The sequence below is a fragment of the Fictibacillus sp. S7 genome, assembly GCF_004127935.1.
Taxonomy (GTDB): Bacteria; Bacillota; Bacilli; order Bacillales; family Fictibacillaceae; genus Fictibacillus_C; species Fictibacillus_C enclensis.
Genome location: NZ_QJKL01000001.1, coordinates 1,040,998 through 1,056,912 on the forward strand (window position 1 = coordinate 1,040,998; position 15,915 = coordinate 1,056,912).

General features: G+C 40.1%; 16 protein-coding genes and 1 pseudogene. 5 read left to right on the top strand and 12 right to left on the bottom strand.

Annotated features, from left to right (window positions below; genetic code table 11):
* Positions 1-192: 192 nt before the first annotated feature.
* The 4 genes and pseudogenes from DMO16_RS05295 to DMO16_RS25380 form a co-directional block, all read right to left on the bottom strand.
* On the bottom strand, positions 193-1,746 hold the full coding sequence (locus tag DMO16_RS05295) for a vanadium-dependent haloperoxidase (protein ID WP_129475838.1): 1,554 nt from the start codon (positions 1,744-1,746) through the stop codon (positions 193-195).
* Between the two features lie 493 nt (positions 1,747-2,239).
* Positions 2,240-2,623 (bottom strand): VOC family protein, encoded by a 384-nt coding sequence (locus DMO16_RS05300; protein ID WP_129480312.1) that lies wholly within the window; start codon positions 2,621-2,623, stop codon positions 2,240-2,242.
* Positions 2,624-2,693: 70 nt separating this feature from the next.
* The gene (locus DMO16_RS05305) at positions 2,694-2,972 is read right to left on the bottom strand and encodes an ArsR/SmtB family transcription factor (RefSeq protein ID WP_061969724.1); all 279 of its coding nucleotides are present in this window, start codon (positions 2,970-2,972) and stop codon (positions 2,694-2,696) included.
* A 106-nt stretch (positions 2,973-3,078) separates the two neighbouring features.
* Positions 3,079-3,467 (bottom strand): annotated as a pseudogene (locus DMO16_RS25380) (GNAT family N-acetyltransferase).
* A 172-nt stretch (positions 3,468-3,639) separates the two neighbouring features.
* Here DMO16_RS25380 and DMO16_RS05315 point away from each other — a divergent pair.
* On the top strand, positions 3,640-4,668 hold the full coding sequence (locus DMO16_RS05315) for a zinc-binding alcohol dehydrogenase family protein (RefSeq protein WP_241840458.1): 1,029 nt from the start codon (positions 3,640-3,642) through the stop codon (positions 4,666-4,668).
* Positions 4,669-6,019: 1,351 nt separating this feature from the next.
* Positions 6,020-6,301 (top strand): hypothetical protein, encoded by a 282-nt coding sequence (locus tag DMO16_RS24550; RefSeq protein ID WP_206738059.1) that lies wholly within the window; start codon positions 6,020-6,022, stop codon positions 6,299-6,301.
* 8 nt (positions 6,302-6,309) lie between these two features.
* Here the strand turns inward: DMO16_RS24550 and DMO16_RS05325 are convergent, their stop codons facing one another.
* Positions 6,310-6,519, bottom strand: a complete 210-nt coding sequence (locus tag DMO16_RS05325; RefSeq protein ID WP_206738060.1) for a hypothetical protein — start codon at positions 6,517-6,519, stop codon at positions 6,310-6,312.
* A gap of 1,303 nt (positions 6,520-7,822) precedes the next feature.
* Positions 7,823-8,134 (bottom strand): VOC family protein, encoded by a 312-nt coding sequence (locus DMO16_RS25385; protein WP_425590064.1) that lies wholly within the window; start codon positions 8,132-8,134, stop codon positions 7,823-7,825.
* Between DMO16_RS25385 and DMO16_RS24795 the strand changes: the two genes are divergently transcribed.
* Both DMO16_RS24795 and DMO16_RS24800 read left to right on the top strand, forming a co-directional pair.
* Entirely contained in the window at positions 8,018-8,290 is a 273-nt protein-coding gene (locus tag DMO16_RS24795) for a hypothetical protein (RefSeq protein WP_241840459.1), read from the top strand. The two genes, DMO16_RS25385 and DMO16_RS24795, sit on opposite strands and share 117 nt — an antisense overlap.
* 866 nt (positions 8,291-9,156) lie before the next feature.
* The gene (locus DMO16_RS24800; protein WP_074440525.1) at positions 9,157-9,489 is read left to right on the top strand and encodes a hypothetical protein; all 333 of its coding nucleotides are present in this window, start codon (positions 9,157-9,159) and stop codon (positions 9,487-9,489) included.
* 203 nt (positions 9,490-9,692) lie between these two features.
* On the opposite strand, the gene DMO16_RS05345 is transcribed toward DMO16_RS24800, so the two are convergent.
* The 4 genes from DMO16_RS05345 to DMO16_RS05360 all read right to left on the bottom strand — a co-directional run bounded on the left by DMO16_RS05345 (position 9,693) and on the right by DMO16_RS05360 (position 12,715).
* Positions 9,693-9,911, bottom strand: coding sequence for a hypothetical protein (locus DMO16_RS05345; protein ID WP_061969704.1), 219 nt, complete (start codon positions 9,909-9,911; stop codon positions 9,693-9,695).
* A 124-nt stretch (positions 9,912-10,035) separates the two neighbouring features.
* Positions 10,036-10,320 carry a hypothetical protein gene (locus tag DMO16_RS24805; protein WP_241840460.1) on the bottom strand — a complete coding sequence of 95 codons (285 nt, stop codon included), beginning with the start codon at positions 10,318-10,320 and terminating at the stop codon, positions 10,036-10,038.
* 263 nt (positions 10,321-10,583) lie between these two features.
* The gene (locus DMO16_RS05355; protein ID WP_129475841.1) at positions 10,584-11,270 is read right to left on the bottom strand and encodes a response regulator transcription factor; all 687 of its coding nucleotides are present in this window, start codon (positions 11,268-11,270) and stop codon (positions 10,584-10,586) included.
* Positions 11,267-12,715: a sensor histidine kinase gene (locus DMO16_RS05360; protein WP_129475842.1), complete on the bottom strand. Its 1,449-nt coding sequence runs from the start codon at positions 12,713-12,715 to the stop codon at positions 11,267-11,269. Before DMO16_RS05360 ends, DMO16_RS05355 begins: the two co-directional genes overlap by 4 nt.
* Positions 12,716-12,824: 109 nt before the next feature.
* On the opposite strand from DMO16_RS05360, the gene DMO16_RS25130 reads away from it, so the two are divergent.
* Entirely contained in the window at positions 12,825-13,001 is a 177-nt protein-coding gene (locus tag DMO16_RS25130) for an ATP-binding protein (RefSeq protein ID WP_276203843.1), read from the top strand.
* A gap of 117 nt (positions 13,002-13,118) precedes the next feature.
* Here the strand turns inward: DMO16_RS25130 and DMO16_RS05370 are convergent, their stop codons facing one another.
* Both DMO16_RS05370 and DMO16_RS05380 read right to left on the bottom strand, forming a co-directional pair.
* The gene (locus DMO16_RS05370; RefSeq protein WP_129475843.1) at positions 13,119-13,694 is read right to left on the bottom strand and encodes a dihydrofolate reductase family protein; all 576 of its coding nucleotides are present in this window, start codon (positions 13,692-13,694) and stop codon (positions 13,119-13,121) included.
* A 599-nt stretch (positions 13,695-14,293) separates the two neighbouring features.
* Entirely contained in the window at positions 14,294-14,806 is a 513-nt protein-coding gene (locus DMO16_RS05380; RefSeq protein ID WP_129475844.1) for an SRPBCC family protein, read from the bottom strand.
* Positions 14,807-15,915 lie beyond the last annotated feature (1,109 nt).

A 15,915-nucleotide genomic window follows, 5' to 3' on the forward strand; every position in this document is an offset into this window, starting at 1 on the left:
GCATACCACCCAGGCGATCATACTTTAGCTTTGTTATTTTTCTCCCAGAGATTAAGCTTCTACAATCCTTGCCTTTCGCCCGGATCAAACCATCACGCCCCTCGGAAAATACAAGCCGAAACCGGATACTTACTGGCCGAAATGAAAGTTTTACTGGCCAGCCTCCCTCTATTTGGAAAATAAAGTAGCAGTCTACTTGATTTTGATCAGAGCCCCGTCAAACTTAGTGAATGAAAAACCAGAGAATTTCTCATGGTAAGTTGCACTGTAGTCTCTAAGAATGCTTATTGCGACAGCTTCACCGAGCTTCATCCCTTCAATCCCATCAGATCGCCAATGAACGCCGGCTGTGTTGCGGCCCAGCGAGATATTAGCGGCAAGTTTATTCAATTCCCCTCCTATGGTCAATGATTTTCCCAAATAAGGAAGTAAGGAGATCCCGTCAGAACTGGCGGTGACTGGATCTGGAATTTTAAATGATTCTTTGAAGAAGGCTTTAAGAACAGTGGCACCAGCCCCAATGATGGCTGCGTGGCCAGCCGGATAAGCCGGATGGATTGGGCAGCCTTCCGGATAAGACATAGGAAGCAAATAGCTACGGTACTCGCTGAACACTTTTGAAAGGACATTCGAATGGAGCAGTTCGGAGTTTATCGGATAGTTTGCAGCACCTGTCATATGGTTGTGGACCCGGCCGCCGAACTCCTCGGGGCGGAGTCTCCGGTGGACAAGATATTTTTGGAACCAGGCGGCCTCCAGTGCTGCACGCCCCACTTTCGTAACAAAATCAAGAATATGCGGGGCACCAAAGGTAATAAAACCATCCTGGGTTTCTGATTTAAGATAAGGGTTGTAAATATCCAATGCTTCTCTGCCGAAACTGGACAGAATTAAACAAGCGGAGAGAGGACTCTGGAAGGAAAAGTCCTGATGAACATATTCACCCAGATCCCTACCATTGCGGATATATCGGGCTTCAGGGTCGAATAACGGTGCCGCAGAAGCTGAGCCGTTCTGAATATCCAGCCATTTTTTATAAGACGTCATATGATCAGAACCAGCCAAAGTTGTACGATAACGTTGAATGATCGTTGTCCCACCATAGGGGATGTTTTTCCAAAGGAATTGTGAGATATAGGGTCCGGTCAGGTCGCCAGGTGTATTCCCCCGGAATAGCGTAGCCGTTGTGACTTTGCCGCCGGCTTTCGGCCCGCGAAAATCAGAGAAAGACGATAACTCTGAAGCGGCCTCCCTGATCAGTGAATTGGTGCGGTACTCATGAAAAGGTACATCTCGGGTCAGCGCCTGCCAATATAATTCAGCCATTTCACCGGCCGCCCAAGCACTATTGAAAGATGGAGGTGCAGAAATTTTTAATTTATGACAATCCGTTCCAGCAAGATCAAAGGCATAAGCGGCTTGAGGATTTGCAAGCTTGGCGTTACCGCCGAGAGGAATGGATTCAAAATGGTCTTTATCACCGGTTTTTAGTGCTTTAATAAATTGGTTATAGGCCTGAAGATCAACCTCACCAAGGGAATTATGTGGCAGCCCCTTAGAAAAGCTGGCAATTTTAGTTGTATACAATTGTTCGTCACCATTACATGGCTGATCAATAAGGGGAAGTTCCATCTCTGAAGATGCCGCCTTAAGACGAACACGAAATGCTTTCTCAATCCGCTTGTGTTTATTTAAAGGTCCGATTAAACACTTTTTTTTATTATCAGACTTGTGTTTTTTCGCCATATTATCACCTTTTTAGTTATCATATATAACCATCCTGAATTCTAACTTCAATTAATTCATACTATTCATTTTTCTTTAATCAGCATAGGTTGTACACCAGTATGAATGACCCATTTGCTTTTATTTGGCTGGTTTTGATTTTATGAGCATAAGGTGACAGACATTATACCAAGGAAATTCGTTACAAAGAAGCACAAAAGAATTCACAGATGCAAAAATACTAAACCATCTTACCGGTAAGAAAAGGCTGAATGATCAAGATGTAGAGGACTTGAAGAGCTCTGCGAAATACAGAAAAAAATTTGTAAGTAACGAAAAACAAACCGATTCCCTTCAGGGGTCATCGGTTTGTTTGGTTTTAGTTGAATTATTGTCGGCCGTTCTGTTTTATACTAGTGGATGCGGGACATAAAGTTCTTCTAAACTCTTAATTTCTTCGGGTGTCAATTTGTCAGACAACGCCGACAACGCATCTTCAGGTTATTTTGTTAATCTACTGCTGCACGATCTGAATATAGTTGCCGCAAGTGTCGTCGAAGACAGCTAGTGTGACTTCACCCATTTTTGTCGGCTCGATGGTAAACTTCACGCCTTTTTCCAGCAATCGCTCGTACTCTTTGTTAATATCTGCAACACCAAACATGGTTGCTGGTATTCCCTCGGCAAATATTTTCTGTTGATACTCTTTGGCGGCAGGGTGTTCATTTGGTTCGAGTAAAAGCTCGGTACCGTCTTGTTCATCAGGGGAAACAACCGCAATCCATCGAAATTCTCCTATGGGAATGTCGTGCTTTTTTACAAAGCCCAGCGTTTCTGTATAAAACTCCAATGCCTTGTCTTGATCTTGAACGAAGATGCTGTTAACAATGATTTTCATCATAGTTTTGCCTCCTTTGATATTTGTGATGTATGGTCCTTTATTTTTCAACCAGAAAAGCCTTAAAAAACTACTCTATCCATCCTTTCAACAAATTTTTCAGTGGTTCGTTGTTGAATATAATGACTCGGTATTTTCCTTTTCTTTTAGATATTACGAGCCCGGCAGCTTCCAATGCCGAAAGATGTTTCGCTATCGCTTGTCGTGAAATGGAAAGTTCGTGCTTCATAATAAGACGTGCTGAAAGTTCATACAACGTCATCTCATTGCGTTCGGATAGTTCGTCTAAAATAAGCCGCCGGGTCGAATCACCAAGGGCTTTGAATATAGCGTCTTTGTCCCAATTCATATATCAATCATAAGCAACTCTATGGTTGCTTGTCAATACAGGCAACCACAAAATTGCTTAAAGTTGCAAAAATAACCGCTCCTTGAAGGGAACAGTTCACTTCTTCTTATAGAGTTTCGGTTTTTTGCAGCAGCATATCGACATGCGGAATGCCGTCTTCCATATACACATCCGATATTGTCTGGAAGCCGAATGATCCATAAAACTTCTCCAGGTAGTGCTGTCCCTCGTGTTTTCCTTAAGTTCGATCAGTGTAAACTCAATACCTCTTCTCAGAAGTTCCTGGGCAAGTCCCTGTCCCCTGTACTCCTTTTTAACAATTACACGCCCCAGTGAAACTTCTTTGTAGGATACACCTGCAGGCAGAATCCGCAAATAGGCCGGAATCTCGCCATTCACTTTTTTATAGAAATGGTAGGAAGACAAATCTTTGCCGTCTACTTCGAGATAGGGGCAGTTTTGTTGCACGACAAGATTTCCGTCCTGAGTGAGGATACTGAATCATTTCGAGGGTGCGCAATTAAGTACTACCATATTAAATGGTTAGAAATAAGCATGTGATATTCCCTCTTCTCCGTATGGTTCCCCGCGCTGTTTGTAACGGCTAACCGTATTTTAATCATTACCTTACAATGGGTATACTAGTAAGGAAAGGATGTGGATTATTATGGCTACAATGAAGGCGGTAGGACTAACCCGATACCTTCCAATTGAAAATCCAGAAAGCTTAGTAGATGTAGTTGTGGAGAAACCAAGAGCAACGGGTCGTGACATTTTGGTCAAAGTTTTCGCCATATCGGTCAATCCGGTTGACACTAAGGTACGTGCACCTAAAGACAGAGTTGAAGAAGTTCCTAAAATTTTAGGTTGGGATGTTGCAGGAATTGTTGAAGAGGCGGGACCGAACTGTTCGTTGTTCCGTCCGGGGGATGAAGTTTTTTATGCGGGCAGCATTGCACGACAAGGCGGAAACAGTGAATACCATCTGGTTGATGAACGGATTGTAGGGCGCAAGCCAACTTCCTTGAATTTCGCGGAAGCGGCAGCTCTTCCTTTAACCTCTATCACAGCTTGGGAAGCATTATTTACCCGAATGTCGATTTCTCAAGATTCGGGCGCCAACGAAGGAAAATCCCTGCTGATCATCGGGGCAGCTGGGGGTGTAGGTTCCATTGCCATCCAGCTTGCAAAACAAGCGGGGCTCATTGTAATCGGGACTGCTTCTCGCCCAGAAACCGTTGATTGGGTTAAATCAATGGGCGCCGACTATACCATTAATCACCATGAACCGCTCCTTCCGCAGCTTGAAGCAATTGGGTTTTCAAGCGTTCCGTATATTTTCTGCCTGAATGCTTTGGAAAAACACTGGGCCGGCATCAGCGAAGCCGTTTCTCCCCAAGGAGTCGTTTGCGCAATTGATGATCCTACCTCTCCGCTCAACCTCAAATTGCTTAAGCAAAAAAGCGCCACCTTCGTGTGGGAGTTTATGTTTACGCGCTCGCTTTATGAAACGGATGATATGATCGAGCAACACTTACTGCTCAATCAGATAGCTGATGCTGTGGATCATCAAAAATTGAAGACAACGCTCGCCGAAGTACTTGGACCGATCTCAGCAGAGCATCTTCGCCAAGCCCACAAGCTATTGGAGAGCAATAAGACGATTGGCAAGGTTGTGCTAGAGAATTTTGTTTAAACACCTGTTCTTGGAAAGCACACAATAGAATTCCCTTGCCCAGTTTATCCGCAAGAAGAAATAAGTTAGAGCCGACTGCTGTTTGTAGTCGGCTTCAATTTTGCAATAAGAAAACTTGTAAATATTTATGGTACGGTTCTTCATATCATGTTTGAAGCAAAATTTTTAAGTACCCTTGAAAGGGTTCCATATATTGGGCAAGGGATTTGGGGAGTTGAGGGGTTTGAACCCTGTCCGACAATATCGGCTTCAACGGGGCTTTCGATGGAGAATATGACTGTCCAAAACGCCTTTTTCGGTTCTCCCACTTCCTTAAACAAAAACGGCCAGTTTTTTCTTCCTTTTACGGGGGAATCCAATCCACTCTCACCAGCCTAAGGGTTCAAAGATGAATGATTGAAGAAAGCATATCAACTTGCAAATAAACTTGAAATAATAATTATATAGTCTGGCACAAAAACTCACAGTTCTTTAATAAAAGATCATACGCCCTGACTCCGTTACTTTTATCTGAGTTCAGGGCACTGTTTATTATGAAAACAGTAACTCAACCTTATTACATTTCCATCAGTTAAAAAGCTCCCTATCCCCCGTATCAATTGCTTAATACAGATTCATTCTTATCCCTTTATAGGGGTACCACCACATGCCCATCAAGCTAAGGCAAATCATTCCCCCCATAACGAAAAAAATGCTATTCAAAATAGGCATTATACGAACACTGTAAAACATTTTGAATCGTTTTTGCAAGCTACTCCATAACTTAAAATGGAGTTAAAACACAACTGAATTTTAAATGAACACTAACTGTCTATTCGCACATTTTTACGGTTTATTTTCACAATCTACTAAATTTCTACATACTATATTGAGAGATTAAGAGATGCTCTCTTATTCTCAAATTGATATGCGAGGAGGTGAAAATAATGTCTTCTTGTCATAAAAAGAGAAATAGATGTAAATGCAAAATCAAATGTAAATGTAAATGTAGACGCCTACGTTCATCTTCAAGCTCATCTTCAAGTTGTTTCATTTGTAAAAGAAAGAAAAAGTGTCGTTGTCAACATCATAACTAATATTTTTTAAAGCTGAGTGTTAGTAAAAGTCTATCTCTTCGGAGGTAGACTTTTCGAACTTCTAAAAGAATGATGTTTTTGTACATAAAATGTTAAAAAGAGAGGATCTCTATCCTGGACCCCCTAAAACAATTATCTACTGTTTTTCTGTTTCACCACTAATGAAAAATGTCATAAAACTCTTTCTCCACCTAAAAATTCAATTCAAATAATCCTTATTCAACAATCCTGGTACGGAGAAGTTCCATAAAAAAGATAAAGAAATGCACTCGATTGTGGAAGACTATAAACGCAGCTGCTCTAACTACATCCGAACTGAACAGAACAACTTGAGGATTACGAAAAATCGGCACTTTGAGAGTAAACTGAAGCAATTGGACATTTCTTCTCAAAGTTCTAAACTTGAAAATATATTAGAGTTAATTGACTGTTTTGATGAAAAGCCTCTGCAAGAGCCAAATGCAACATTAAAACTAATCATTGATAAGATTGTATTTACTAAAACAGCAGAAACTAACCTAGAACCAATCATTGATATCTACTGGAGAGAGCTGTAATAGCCTCTCTATTCCTCATTATCATTTTTTTCCATATCAGAAACTATTTTATCTAAGCCAACATCCTCATACTTATATAAGTCAAAGCCATATTTCTGTATATTAAGCAATCCATTATATTTCTTTTGGCAGAGTGCCATCATAATTCTTCCAATACATGTTTTTTTGTCAATTACTTCTGATGAATTCCCTTTGTGGTCTCTAATACTTTTACTCAATTTCTTCAAATCAACTTTTACTCCATTGAAAATATCTAATGCTACTCCATAACTTAAAATGGAATTAAAACACAACTGAATTTTAAATGAACACTAACTGTCTATTCGCACATTTTTACGGTTTATTTTCACAATCTACTAAATTTCTACATACTATATTGAGAGATCAAGAGATGCTCTCTTATTCTCAAATTGATATGCGAGGAGGTGAAAAATAATGTCATCTTCTCATAAAAAGAGAAATAGATCTAAATTCAAAATCAAATGTAAATGTAGACGCCTACGTTCATCTTCAAGCTCATCTTCAAGCTCATCTTCAAGCTCATCTTCAAGCTCGTCTTCAAGCTCATCTTCAAGTTGTTGGAAAAGAAAGATTCAACAACAGAACCAATGGTTTTAAAGCTGAGTGTTTGTAAAAGTCTATCTCTTCGGAGGTAGACTTTTGAACATCTAAAAGAATGTTGTTTTTGTACATAAAATGTAAAGAGAGGATATCTATCCTGGCCCCCTAAAACAATTATCTACTGTTTTTCTGTTTCACCACTAATGGAAAATTTCATAGAACTCTTTCTCCACCTAAAAATTCAATACAAATAATCCTTAATCAACAATCCTGCTACGTTTGTTTAATAAGTTCCATAGAAAAGAGCATTTCTCCTTTTTAAAGAAATGCACTCGATTGTGGAAGACTATAAAATTAATTTAAGCTTATTTTAATTTGTTCTATTATGACTTGTTTATCTCCGCTTAATCACTTTTAATATTTGTCGAATTGCTCCAAGATGATATGTTGAATGAGCCAAAGAACCTATAATCTCATTTGCAAGATATTCGTTCCAACTAATAAATTCAAATGCTTCCACGATCCTAAGTATTCATCTCGTAATTCTTGTTGAATTCGATTCCATTGCAGTTCATTTACTACATTAATTTCCCAACTTTTTACCCAATTCATTTTAGGATACGTGCTAAGGCACCAAAAATTCCTCAATTCGGTTCAGTATTTGTAAACCAACTTTCTTTTATCGGTATGGGTGGCCCTTCAAATGCTTCTTTTATTAGTTTCTTTACTGATGCTTCCAGAGGATTGAGCATTTTATCCCTCATCTCTTACTATCATTTTAAACTTCAAAAAGTAACTAAAATTTGCGGATCGCATAATGTTAAAGCACCCGATAACGGAAAACGAGCGAAATCTAATACCTTAGAATTGCCTCCGATTGCTGAGAATATAAATTCACTTGAAAAGGATCCGTGCATGGAGTACCACCTTAATTTTGTTACCAGAAACGACAGTGCATCGTCAGAGATTTTGCACAATCTGAATTGGATTCCCGTCCGGATCTGCTACCCAAGCAATGAGTAGTCGGCCGAGCCATTCGTACGGTGAAACGAGGACTTTGGCACCCTTCGAGATGATGGTTTTAAAAGCCGCGTCAGTGTCATCGGTCCACAAAATCACTGCAGCACGCTGCCCATGTGACAAGGGGTCGAGGCCGTGATCATCGCGCGTAGAGGAAACAGATGCGATGCCGATTCTGTAGCCATCGAGAACCAAATCAATATGAATCGGTTCGCCATCATTTGGTACTCGAAAGGTCTCGGTAAAACCCAGACCCTGATAGAACGCAGCTGCTCTAACTACATTCGAACTGAACAGAACAACTTGAGGATTACGAAAAATCGATACTTTGATACACCTCCTTTACAAGTTGAACGTGAGCCATTAATCATTGGTTCAATGTTTCTTGAAAAATCCTTTTTCATTTAATTAGTTGGCCATTTTATAATATAGGAACCTCTTCCATAATTTTGTTCAATAGATTCAATAAAAATGCGCAGATCTCCTTCTTGAAGAAATGCACCCAATTGCAGAAGATATTGAAAAAAACTTCGAATAAGAAAAACATAGGGAGAATTTAATCTTCCTATGTTTTCATTCCTTTTATTTATCTGTTTGTTTTTGCTTCTTTTTCAAATACTCCGCACGTATTTTTTCAAGGTGCTTCTTTTTATCAAATTTGACAGGCGTCTGTTTATCATGAAACTTTGTCACAGCTACCTGACTTTTGTAATCCAATTGATATTTCCCCACTTTGTTCACCTACTTTTCTTATCTTTAAAGAGAATCTATTCAACAAATATAATATACCTTATTTTACTGAAGTAAATCTTATTACTTTATTAGTACTTCTTCTAGTTGTTCAGCTTTTGATTGGTCAAATCCAATTCCCTTCATTTTGGATCTTATTTTATCACCTTTGCTTTTGAACACATTTTTCGTCGCAGTGCCCAACCCAGTTAAGTTTGTTTATATACCTAAGGATAAAATAGAGGCTCAGTCCCAATTGCACGTTCTACGTCATAATTTTCTAGATAAAAATGAAATTATTACAATTCTTGTTTTCGTCGAGGTGCAACTCTTCTCCTTTATTTAGCGTTGTAGTAATAAACCATTAAATCCTAGACAAAAATAAAGAGGCTGACTAAAAAGGATTTACTATGATATTAGAGATTAATGACAACTGGACTCCTCCTTCTTTTTTAAAATAGGTATTTATATATGTCCACTCCGATTTTGGATACATATCTTAGTAAGGGAGTTTATTTTAAGAATTTTGAAAGGAGAGGTTATTTATTTATCAATACGGTTCTCAACCATATGTCCAGCAGCAATACGGTGCTTATCAACCATACGTCCAGCAACAGCAATACGACCCTTATTCACAACAGTCGAATGATTATTATCCCCATCAGCAACATGACCCAGATAGACAGCCTCCAATAAGGCAGCTTGAAAGACGGGTTAATCAGCTGGAAAACCGAGTCGACCAGCTTAATCGGGAAGTTAACCAACTTGAAAACACTGTTGAACGCCATTCACGCCAGTTAAACCGATTAAACCAACGCCTGCGCATAGTGGAAGAAAGATTGCGAATTCCTTTTCATCCTTTAGAAGGCGGCTTTTAATTAATTGGGGCTGTCTAAAAAGTCCATTTTAGGATGAAATTTGCCCAAACTAAAAACCCAAGAATGTTGATACAACAGCATCCTTGGGTTTTACTTTTTCCAATTTGAGCTTAAAAACTACTTTCCGGACAGCCCCGTATTACTCATTTTTGTATTTTTTACTCCTATTATTTCTTTCTCGATTAGTAAAACCCTTTTAAGTTTTATTTGTCTACTAGCTGTTTAAGCTTCTTGTACTCCTCTTCTTTAATATCCCCTGAAGCAAGACGGCGTTTCAGTATAACGGAAGCGTCGTTTTGACTGTTCATATAGGAATGGCACCTCCGAAATGCTATCATTTTAAAAATGATCAGTACGGTTACTAGACTTAAAAAAATTAACCCGAAGAATGGAAATGGAAATCCGTGATGTTCCCAGCCCATACACTTTCCTCCTTTTATTTAATCGTGGTTAACTGTTGCCAGTCCGGCGTCCCAATGGTTTAAACACTGACAGGATGAACATCGTCCCAAGGGAAAGGATCTGAAAAATACTACCTATGAACAACTACAGCTGGTTCACAAGGAACCCCTGATCATGCAGCGCACGAAGACCTTCCGTTGCCGTTATAGAAGAGGCATCGAGCGTCCAGTAGTACATCCCGAAGATTCCTAGCCCTATAGAAAGAATCGTTAAGACTTCCTTCACGATGATCCAGTAGAATTTGAACAGCCCCCATTTCGTCCAAACCGACAGAAAGATTCCCGTTACGACTACACCGATCGTTGATGCACGTACTGACGAAGCTGCAAGAATGTACATGACCGTATAACAGCTCTTCAGTATGGTCACGTCATCCGTAGCAGCTGCGGTAACATTTAGTACAAGAAAGGATACAGTGACTCCAAATAAAATAGCAGCAAATAAAAGATGGAGGATTACCAGTCATTTTTTTGCCCTGCCTGTCAACTGCTTCATCATAAACACCTCCTTTTCGTCACTAATCCCTTTCACCTCATGGTATCCATGATTTCTAAACCTCTTCTAAACAAAATCTTAAATTTCAATAAACTTGCTGTTGCATTCTAACGAAAAAAACCCGGTCTATACCGGGTTTAACCTCTGAATCGATAGCCGGCCCCCCAGATTGTCTCAATGTACTGTGGATTGGAGGGATCAATCTCTATTTTTTCACGGAGCTTCCGGATATGCACCGTAACCGTCGCAATGTCACCCATCGAATCAAGGCCCCAGATACTTTCGAAAAGATGTTCTTTGCTGAACACATGATTCGGATTCACCGCCAGAAAGAAAAGCAGATCAAATTCTTTTGCCGTAAAGATCACTTCACGCTCATTCATTAGCACCTGACGGGAAGCTTTCTTTATGTGAAGGCCGCGAATATGGATCTCATCAGCCGGATTTTCCCGTTTACTCAACCGATCATATCTTGCCAGGTGTGCCTTCACTCTCGCCACGAGTTCGCCCGGACTGAACGGTTTTACAATAAAGTCATCCGCCCCAAGCCCAAATCCCCGTATTTTATCAATGTCATCTTTTTTGGCGGATACCATTAATATCGGGATATCTTTTTCCTGCCGCAGCTTTTTGCATAGTTCAAATCCATCCATGTTTGGCAGCATTAGGTCCAGGAGAACGAGGTCAAACGGTTCAGAACATGCTTTTTGTAGGCCTGTATCCCCTGCTAAAGCGATTTCGGCCGCTAGCCCATTGATCTCCAGATAGTCACGCTCCAATTCGGCAATACTCACATCATCTTCAATAATTAACACCTTTTTCATGGGCTTGCCTCCTCATTCACGGCTTTTTTCAGCGTAAAAAGGATACTGGTCCCTTCATTCTCATGGCTTTCCGCCCATATTTCACCGCCATGATCTTCGATGATCCGTTTTGCAATAGCCAGTCCCAGCCCCGACCCGGTTGTATTCCTGGATGGATCCGCCCGGTAAAAACGATCAAAGAGGTGCGGTAAAGAAGATTCCTTGATCCCAGGGCCGTTGTCATGCACTTCAACCAACACGGTTTCTTCATTGGAGGATAACACGATATCAATTGACTTTTCTTTTTTATCCATGTATTTGAGGCTGTTCTCTATAATATTGGTGAAAACCCGTTTTAGTTTATCCCGGTCAGCAATCACTTCGAATTCTTTTCCCTCCTTAATCATAAGGGACAACCTGACCTGACCAACTGTATCATCCATTCTTAATTCCTCGATATAATTCTTGATATACCCGCTGGTTTCCATTTTTTCAAAATGAAATGGGACTTTTTTTAAATCCAGTTTGGAATACAAAAACAGTTCATCAATGAGATGATCGAGTTCGTTTGCCTTTTTGTAAATCGTCTGTGTATACCGATCCATTTTTTCTGAAGTATTTGCCACACCGTCACGGATTCCTTCCACATATCCTTTAATGGCGGTTAATGGCGTTTTTAGATCATGGGATATGTTGGAGATCAGTTCTTTCCGGTTTTCCTCGTACTGCAGCTGGATTTCCGTTGAAGCTTTTAGCTTTTTTCTCATCGTCTCAAATGCTTGGCAGAGCTGGCCAAGTTCATCGTTTCTTTTTGATACTAATTGAAAGTCCAGATTTCCCTCACTGATCTTCCTGGCCCCTGCCCTTAGTTCGTTCACAGGATATAGGATGCTTTTGGATACAAAATAGGTGAGCAGCCCATTTGTAATGAGCATGATGAACAGGAAACTACCAAAAAGAAGGGGGAAGATCCGTTTTACAAAATCAGCATCTCGAATAAAAAACAACGTCCCTGTTGATCCATTTGAGAAGTAAAAATCATACTTTTGCATGGAATAAAGCTTATTGCCCAATCGCGAGACCGGGCGGTTCGATCCCTCGAATCCAAAAGGTGGAAGATCCTTGATTTCCAAGGATTTGTCTTTTACGGGACGGTAAATGACTTTGTCCCCTCTTCTTACGACTAAAGCTGCACCCTGTCCATTTAATTCCTTATCTGCCCGGATTAAATACCGGACGTTCAATAGTTTTTCCGGTGCTAAGGCTGCTGTCTTCTTTAATTCCATGACTTGCTTGTCCGCCGGCCGGGCACCTTCCGTCGAACCCAACGAGCCAAAAATGGAGCGGTGATCCTCGTGGTCGACAAAGACGAACGAGAAGAGCAAAAAAGCAGCCAGAACGAACAAAATGACGGGCATTATGATCATGGCAAGATTGGATAAAAGCAAACGTACTCGAATAGACATAATACTTCCTTCCTGTTCCCTAATGATTAAAAATGTCCATTTAAGTATATCCTTCAAATCTAAAATTTTTCTAAACTCGAATGAAATAAATGTATAACACCTGAAAAAAATGCGGTTTCGGTTAGACTTAGTTCTCCTACTTGTACCTAGCAACTGTCCCCTTAAACTGTCGAGGCTGCCGTTTAGAAAAACAATCGATGAGTTTAATTTTTCTATCCAGCCCACGATTGATGAGCGAAGAATTCGAGAACTAATGACTCTTTCTTTCGATCACCCGACAAACTGAATTAGACTGTCTCGTAAAAAAAGCAGTGACGGACCAGGAACTCGAAAGACCTAGACTGCCGCTGCTTTTATTGTGCTAACGTAATCCGGTTAGCGTAATCTACTTTAGGAGACAAGTTCATCTAACCGTCTGGTAAACGAGGCCTATGGCTCCAGAATCAAATGTCTTGTTTTCGATAAGTTTAAGATTGATCTTCTCCTTGAGACCTTGGAATAACGGCAACCCGCTGCCAATCAGGACGGGTGAAACCGTAATTTTATACTCATCTATTAAATCAAGCTGCATAAGGTAGTGTGCGAACCTAGGACTTCCGAGGATGACCATATCCTTGCCTGGCTGTTCTTTGAGGTTATTGATCTCTTTCTCGACATCTTCTTTCACCAGTCTGGAATTGTTCCATTCGACTTTCTCCAGCGTCGTGGAAAAAACGATTTTGGATGTCTTTTCGATCCACTCGGCATGATCCCGTTCATGCTGGGAAGCTGATGGGTTCGAAGGCACAGATGGCCAGTAATTGTGCATCATCTGATAAGTCCCACGTCCCCAAATAACAGTGTCGGCAGTACTCAGAATTTCTTTCGCGTGTTTCTCCAATTCAGCATCGTAGGAAACCCAGCCAATGTCCATTTCACCGTTCGGCCCTTCTACAAAACCGTCAAGCGATGCGTGCAGAAATAGAACGAGCTTTCTCATTTTCAGTTCTCCTTTGTTCATAATATTTTTGAATTAGATATTGAAGAGGGTGCATATGACGTTGTTTATGATTTGGGATGCTTTCACCTTATTGCTCCTCACCGTAGAATGAACTACATAGGTCTAATCAAGAAAGCTTTAAAACCGAATGGCTTCTTTGCAATCACCTGTTTTCTACAAGGTGGAGACTTAGGCGTAGCAACATATACGATTGGAAAGTCTTGCAACAAAGAATCCAACATTGTTAAAACATCTACAGACCCATAAATTGTCTCGTCCAAAAATAACCCTTCCATCATACCCACACCCCACTGACCCTTATGTCTTAATATTAGATCTATTCTAACTTAAATTTTTTTAATTAACAGATATTTCCAATGTCCGTTATTCCATAATCCTACCCGTTTGTTAATTAAGAAAAAGCTGCCTGATTCAGAAGCTAATCTTGAATATAAGCACCCTTTAGCTAAATAAAGCAGTTAATACTTTTTGATTTAAATAGTTATACTGTTCGGCATTAGTATCCGCAAATGCTTCTACTCTATTTGAAAGTAAATCTTAATTTGTAATGTTCTCTAAAAATTGAGTTTTATCGTATTCTAATTCAGGGAGACAAGATAGTCGGCAAGTTTATCGAAAGTACCCTCAAGATCTTGTTGAAGCTTTGGAGCCATACCTTTGTAGGTTTCTTGTTCCTCAGCTGAAGCGTTCACAGGGCAACTTTTCAGTTTTAAAACAGTTTTACCTTCGTCATCTTCTAGCGTTATGATATTCATAATTTCAAGAGGCCAGCTCACGCTAAAAGGCGCTCGGACCGTATTGCCTTGCTCATCGGAAAAGGATCGGATATAAGCCACTTTCTCAGGTTCGACAACCTCCTGGTATGCCAATTTTCCCCACATAACCTGATTTCCGTCAGGAGACGTCTGAATACCTAAAAACTCGCCACCTGATCGAGCGTCCATTTTAATGATTTCGAGGGTGACCCCCTTTGGTCCCCACCATTTCGCGAAATGCCCGAGCTCTGTCCATGCTTTAAATACGAGTTCGCGACGGGCATCGAATACACGCGTAATTGCAATTTCGAACGATTGATTCAGATTGTTATCCATGAAAATCCTCCTTGTTTTTTGAAGGGAACTATTCCCCTACTTTGCTACAGAGTGCTTGAAGCCTGAACCAGAAGATCTGCCAGGAGATCGTAATCGGGTGATATATTCGTCTGGCCCGCCTGGGGCTTGTATGAAACGATCAAGAGATACATGTTCAAGCACAATAATTTTTCTTATAAATTGATCTCCTCCTAAATCTGGATTACTAAGAGACTTAATGTACAGCATTATCTGGACATCCCAAACTAAGCAAGCCTATTGGGTTCCATTCAACAATCATTTCTTTTACAAGAATATATATTTTCACAAAATTACCACCTTAAAAGTGCATTTTTAGATAATAATATTCGTCTTTCTTGTTCAACTATCCTGCCCCGTTGGCGGAACAAGAAAAGCTATTGCTCTTATTGAACAATCGCCCCGGTTAGCTTAAAAACCGTTTTAATAATCATTATCTAACGCATCTCAAGAAAAGACTTTTTAAATTACCTGTCACTTCATATTATGAGACAAGTATTTTATTCGGTGACTAACACCTTACTCAAACTGGCCCGATTGTTTAATAAGGTAGTAAAAATAAGAGACCAAAAAATTGATCTCTTGCATGACTTATTCTCTTAACACATCTGTTTGCATTCCTAAAGTGAATTATGTTTGGGCTTGTTTAAAAATTAAATCCATTAAATTTTGGTGGTCAAAATGTGGTCAATGAGCATTTTGACTAATGAAACTGACCACCAAAACAACAAACAAAAACCCCCTGACACCAATGGTGTCAAGGGGTTTAGAGTTTTAATACATGCTCATGTATTGTTCGCGTTCCCAAGGGTGAACCCATAAGTGATAAATATCATCTGCATACCCCTTTTTCTTATCAAAAAGCCAGGTAAAATGACAGCGCTTGGCCGATGTGATTATTGCCTTGCCGGTATAGAGTGCTTGATTTCGAAAAAAGAACAATAGAGAGCGTCAAGACTACAATAAGTTTATTCTCGTCGCACAATATCTCCACCAGACGCTACTGCTCCATAACGCGATCAAGTCATAAAGTGATATGCTCCCCTTAAGTTCATTCTCGCTATCATTACTTAAATCTACCATTTTATTAT

Excerpts from the sequence above, each read along its gene's own strand:
- DMO16_RS05295 (WP_129475838.1), bottom strand. The coding sequence starts at position 1,746 with ATGGCGAAAAAACACAAGTCTGATAATAAAAAAAAGTGTTTAATCGGA.
- DMO16_RS05300 (WP_129480312.1), bottom strand. The coding sequence starts at position 2,623 with ATGAAAATCATTGTTAACAGCATCTTCGTTCAAGATCAAGACAAGGCA.
- DMO16_RS05305 (WP_061969724.1), bottom strand. The coding sequence starts at position 2,972 with ATGAATTGGGACAAAGACGCTATATTCAAAGCCCTTGGTGATTCGACC.
- DMO16_RS05315 (WP_241840458.1), top strand. The coding sequence starts at position 3,640 with ATGGCTACAATGAAGGCGGTAGGACTAACCCGATACCTTCCAATTGAA.
- DMO16_RS05345 (WP_061969704.1), bottom strand. The coding sequence starts at position 9,911 with ATGGGCTGGGAACATCACGGATTTCCATTTCCATTCTTCGGGTTAATT.
- DMO16_RS05355 (WP_129475841.1), bottom strand. The coding sequence starts at position 11,270 with ATGAAAAAGGTGTTAATTATTGAAGATGATGTGAGTATTGCCGAATTG.
- DMO16_RS05360 (WP_129475842.1), bottom strand. The coding sequence starts at position 12,715 with ATGTCTATTCGAGTACGTTTGCTTTTATCCAATCTTGCCATGATCATA.
- DMO16_RS25130 (WP_276203843.1), top strand. The coding sequence starts at position 12,825 with ATGCGGTTTCGGTTAGACTTAGTTCTCCTACTTGTACCTAGCAACTGT.
- DMO16_RS05370 (WP_129475843.1), bottom strand. The coding sequence starts at position 13,694 with ATGAGAAAGCTCGTTCTATTTCTGCACGCATCGCTTGACGGTTTTGTA.
- DMO16_RS05380 (WP_129475844.1), bottom strand. The coding sequence starts at position 14,806 with ATGGATAACAATCTGAATCAATCGTTCGAAATTGCAATTACGCGTGTA.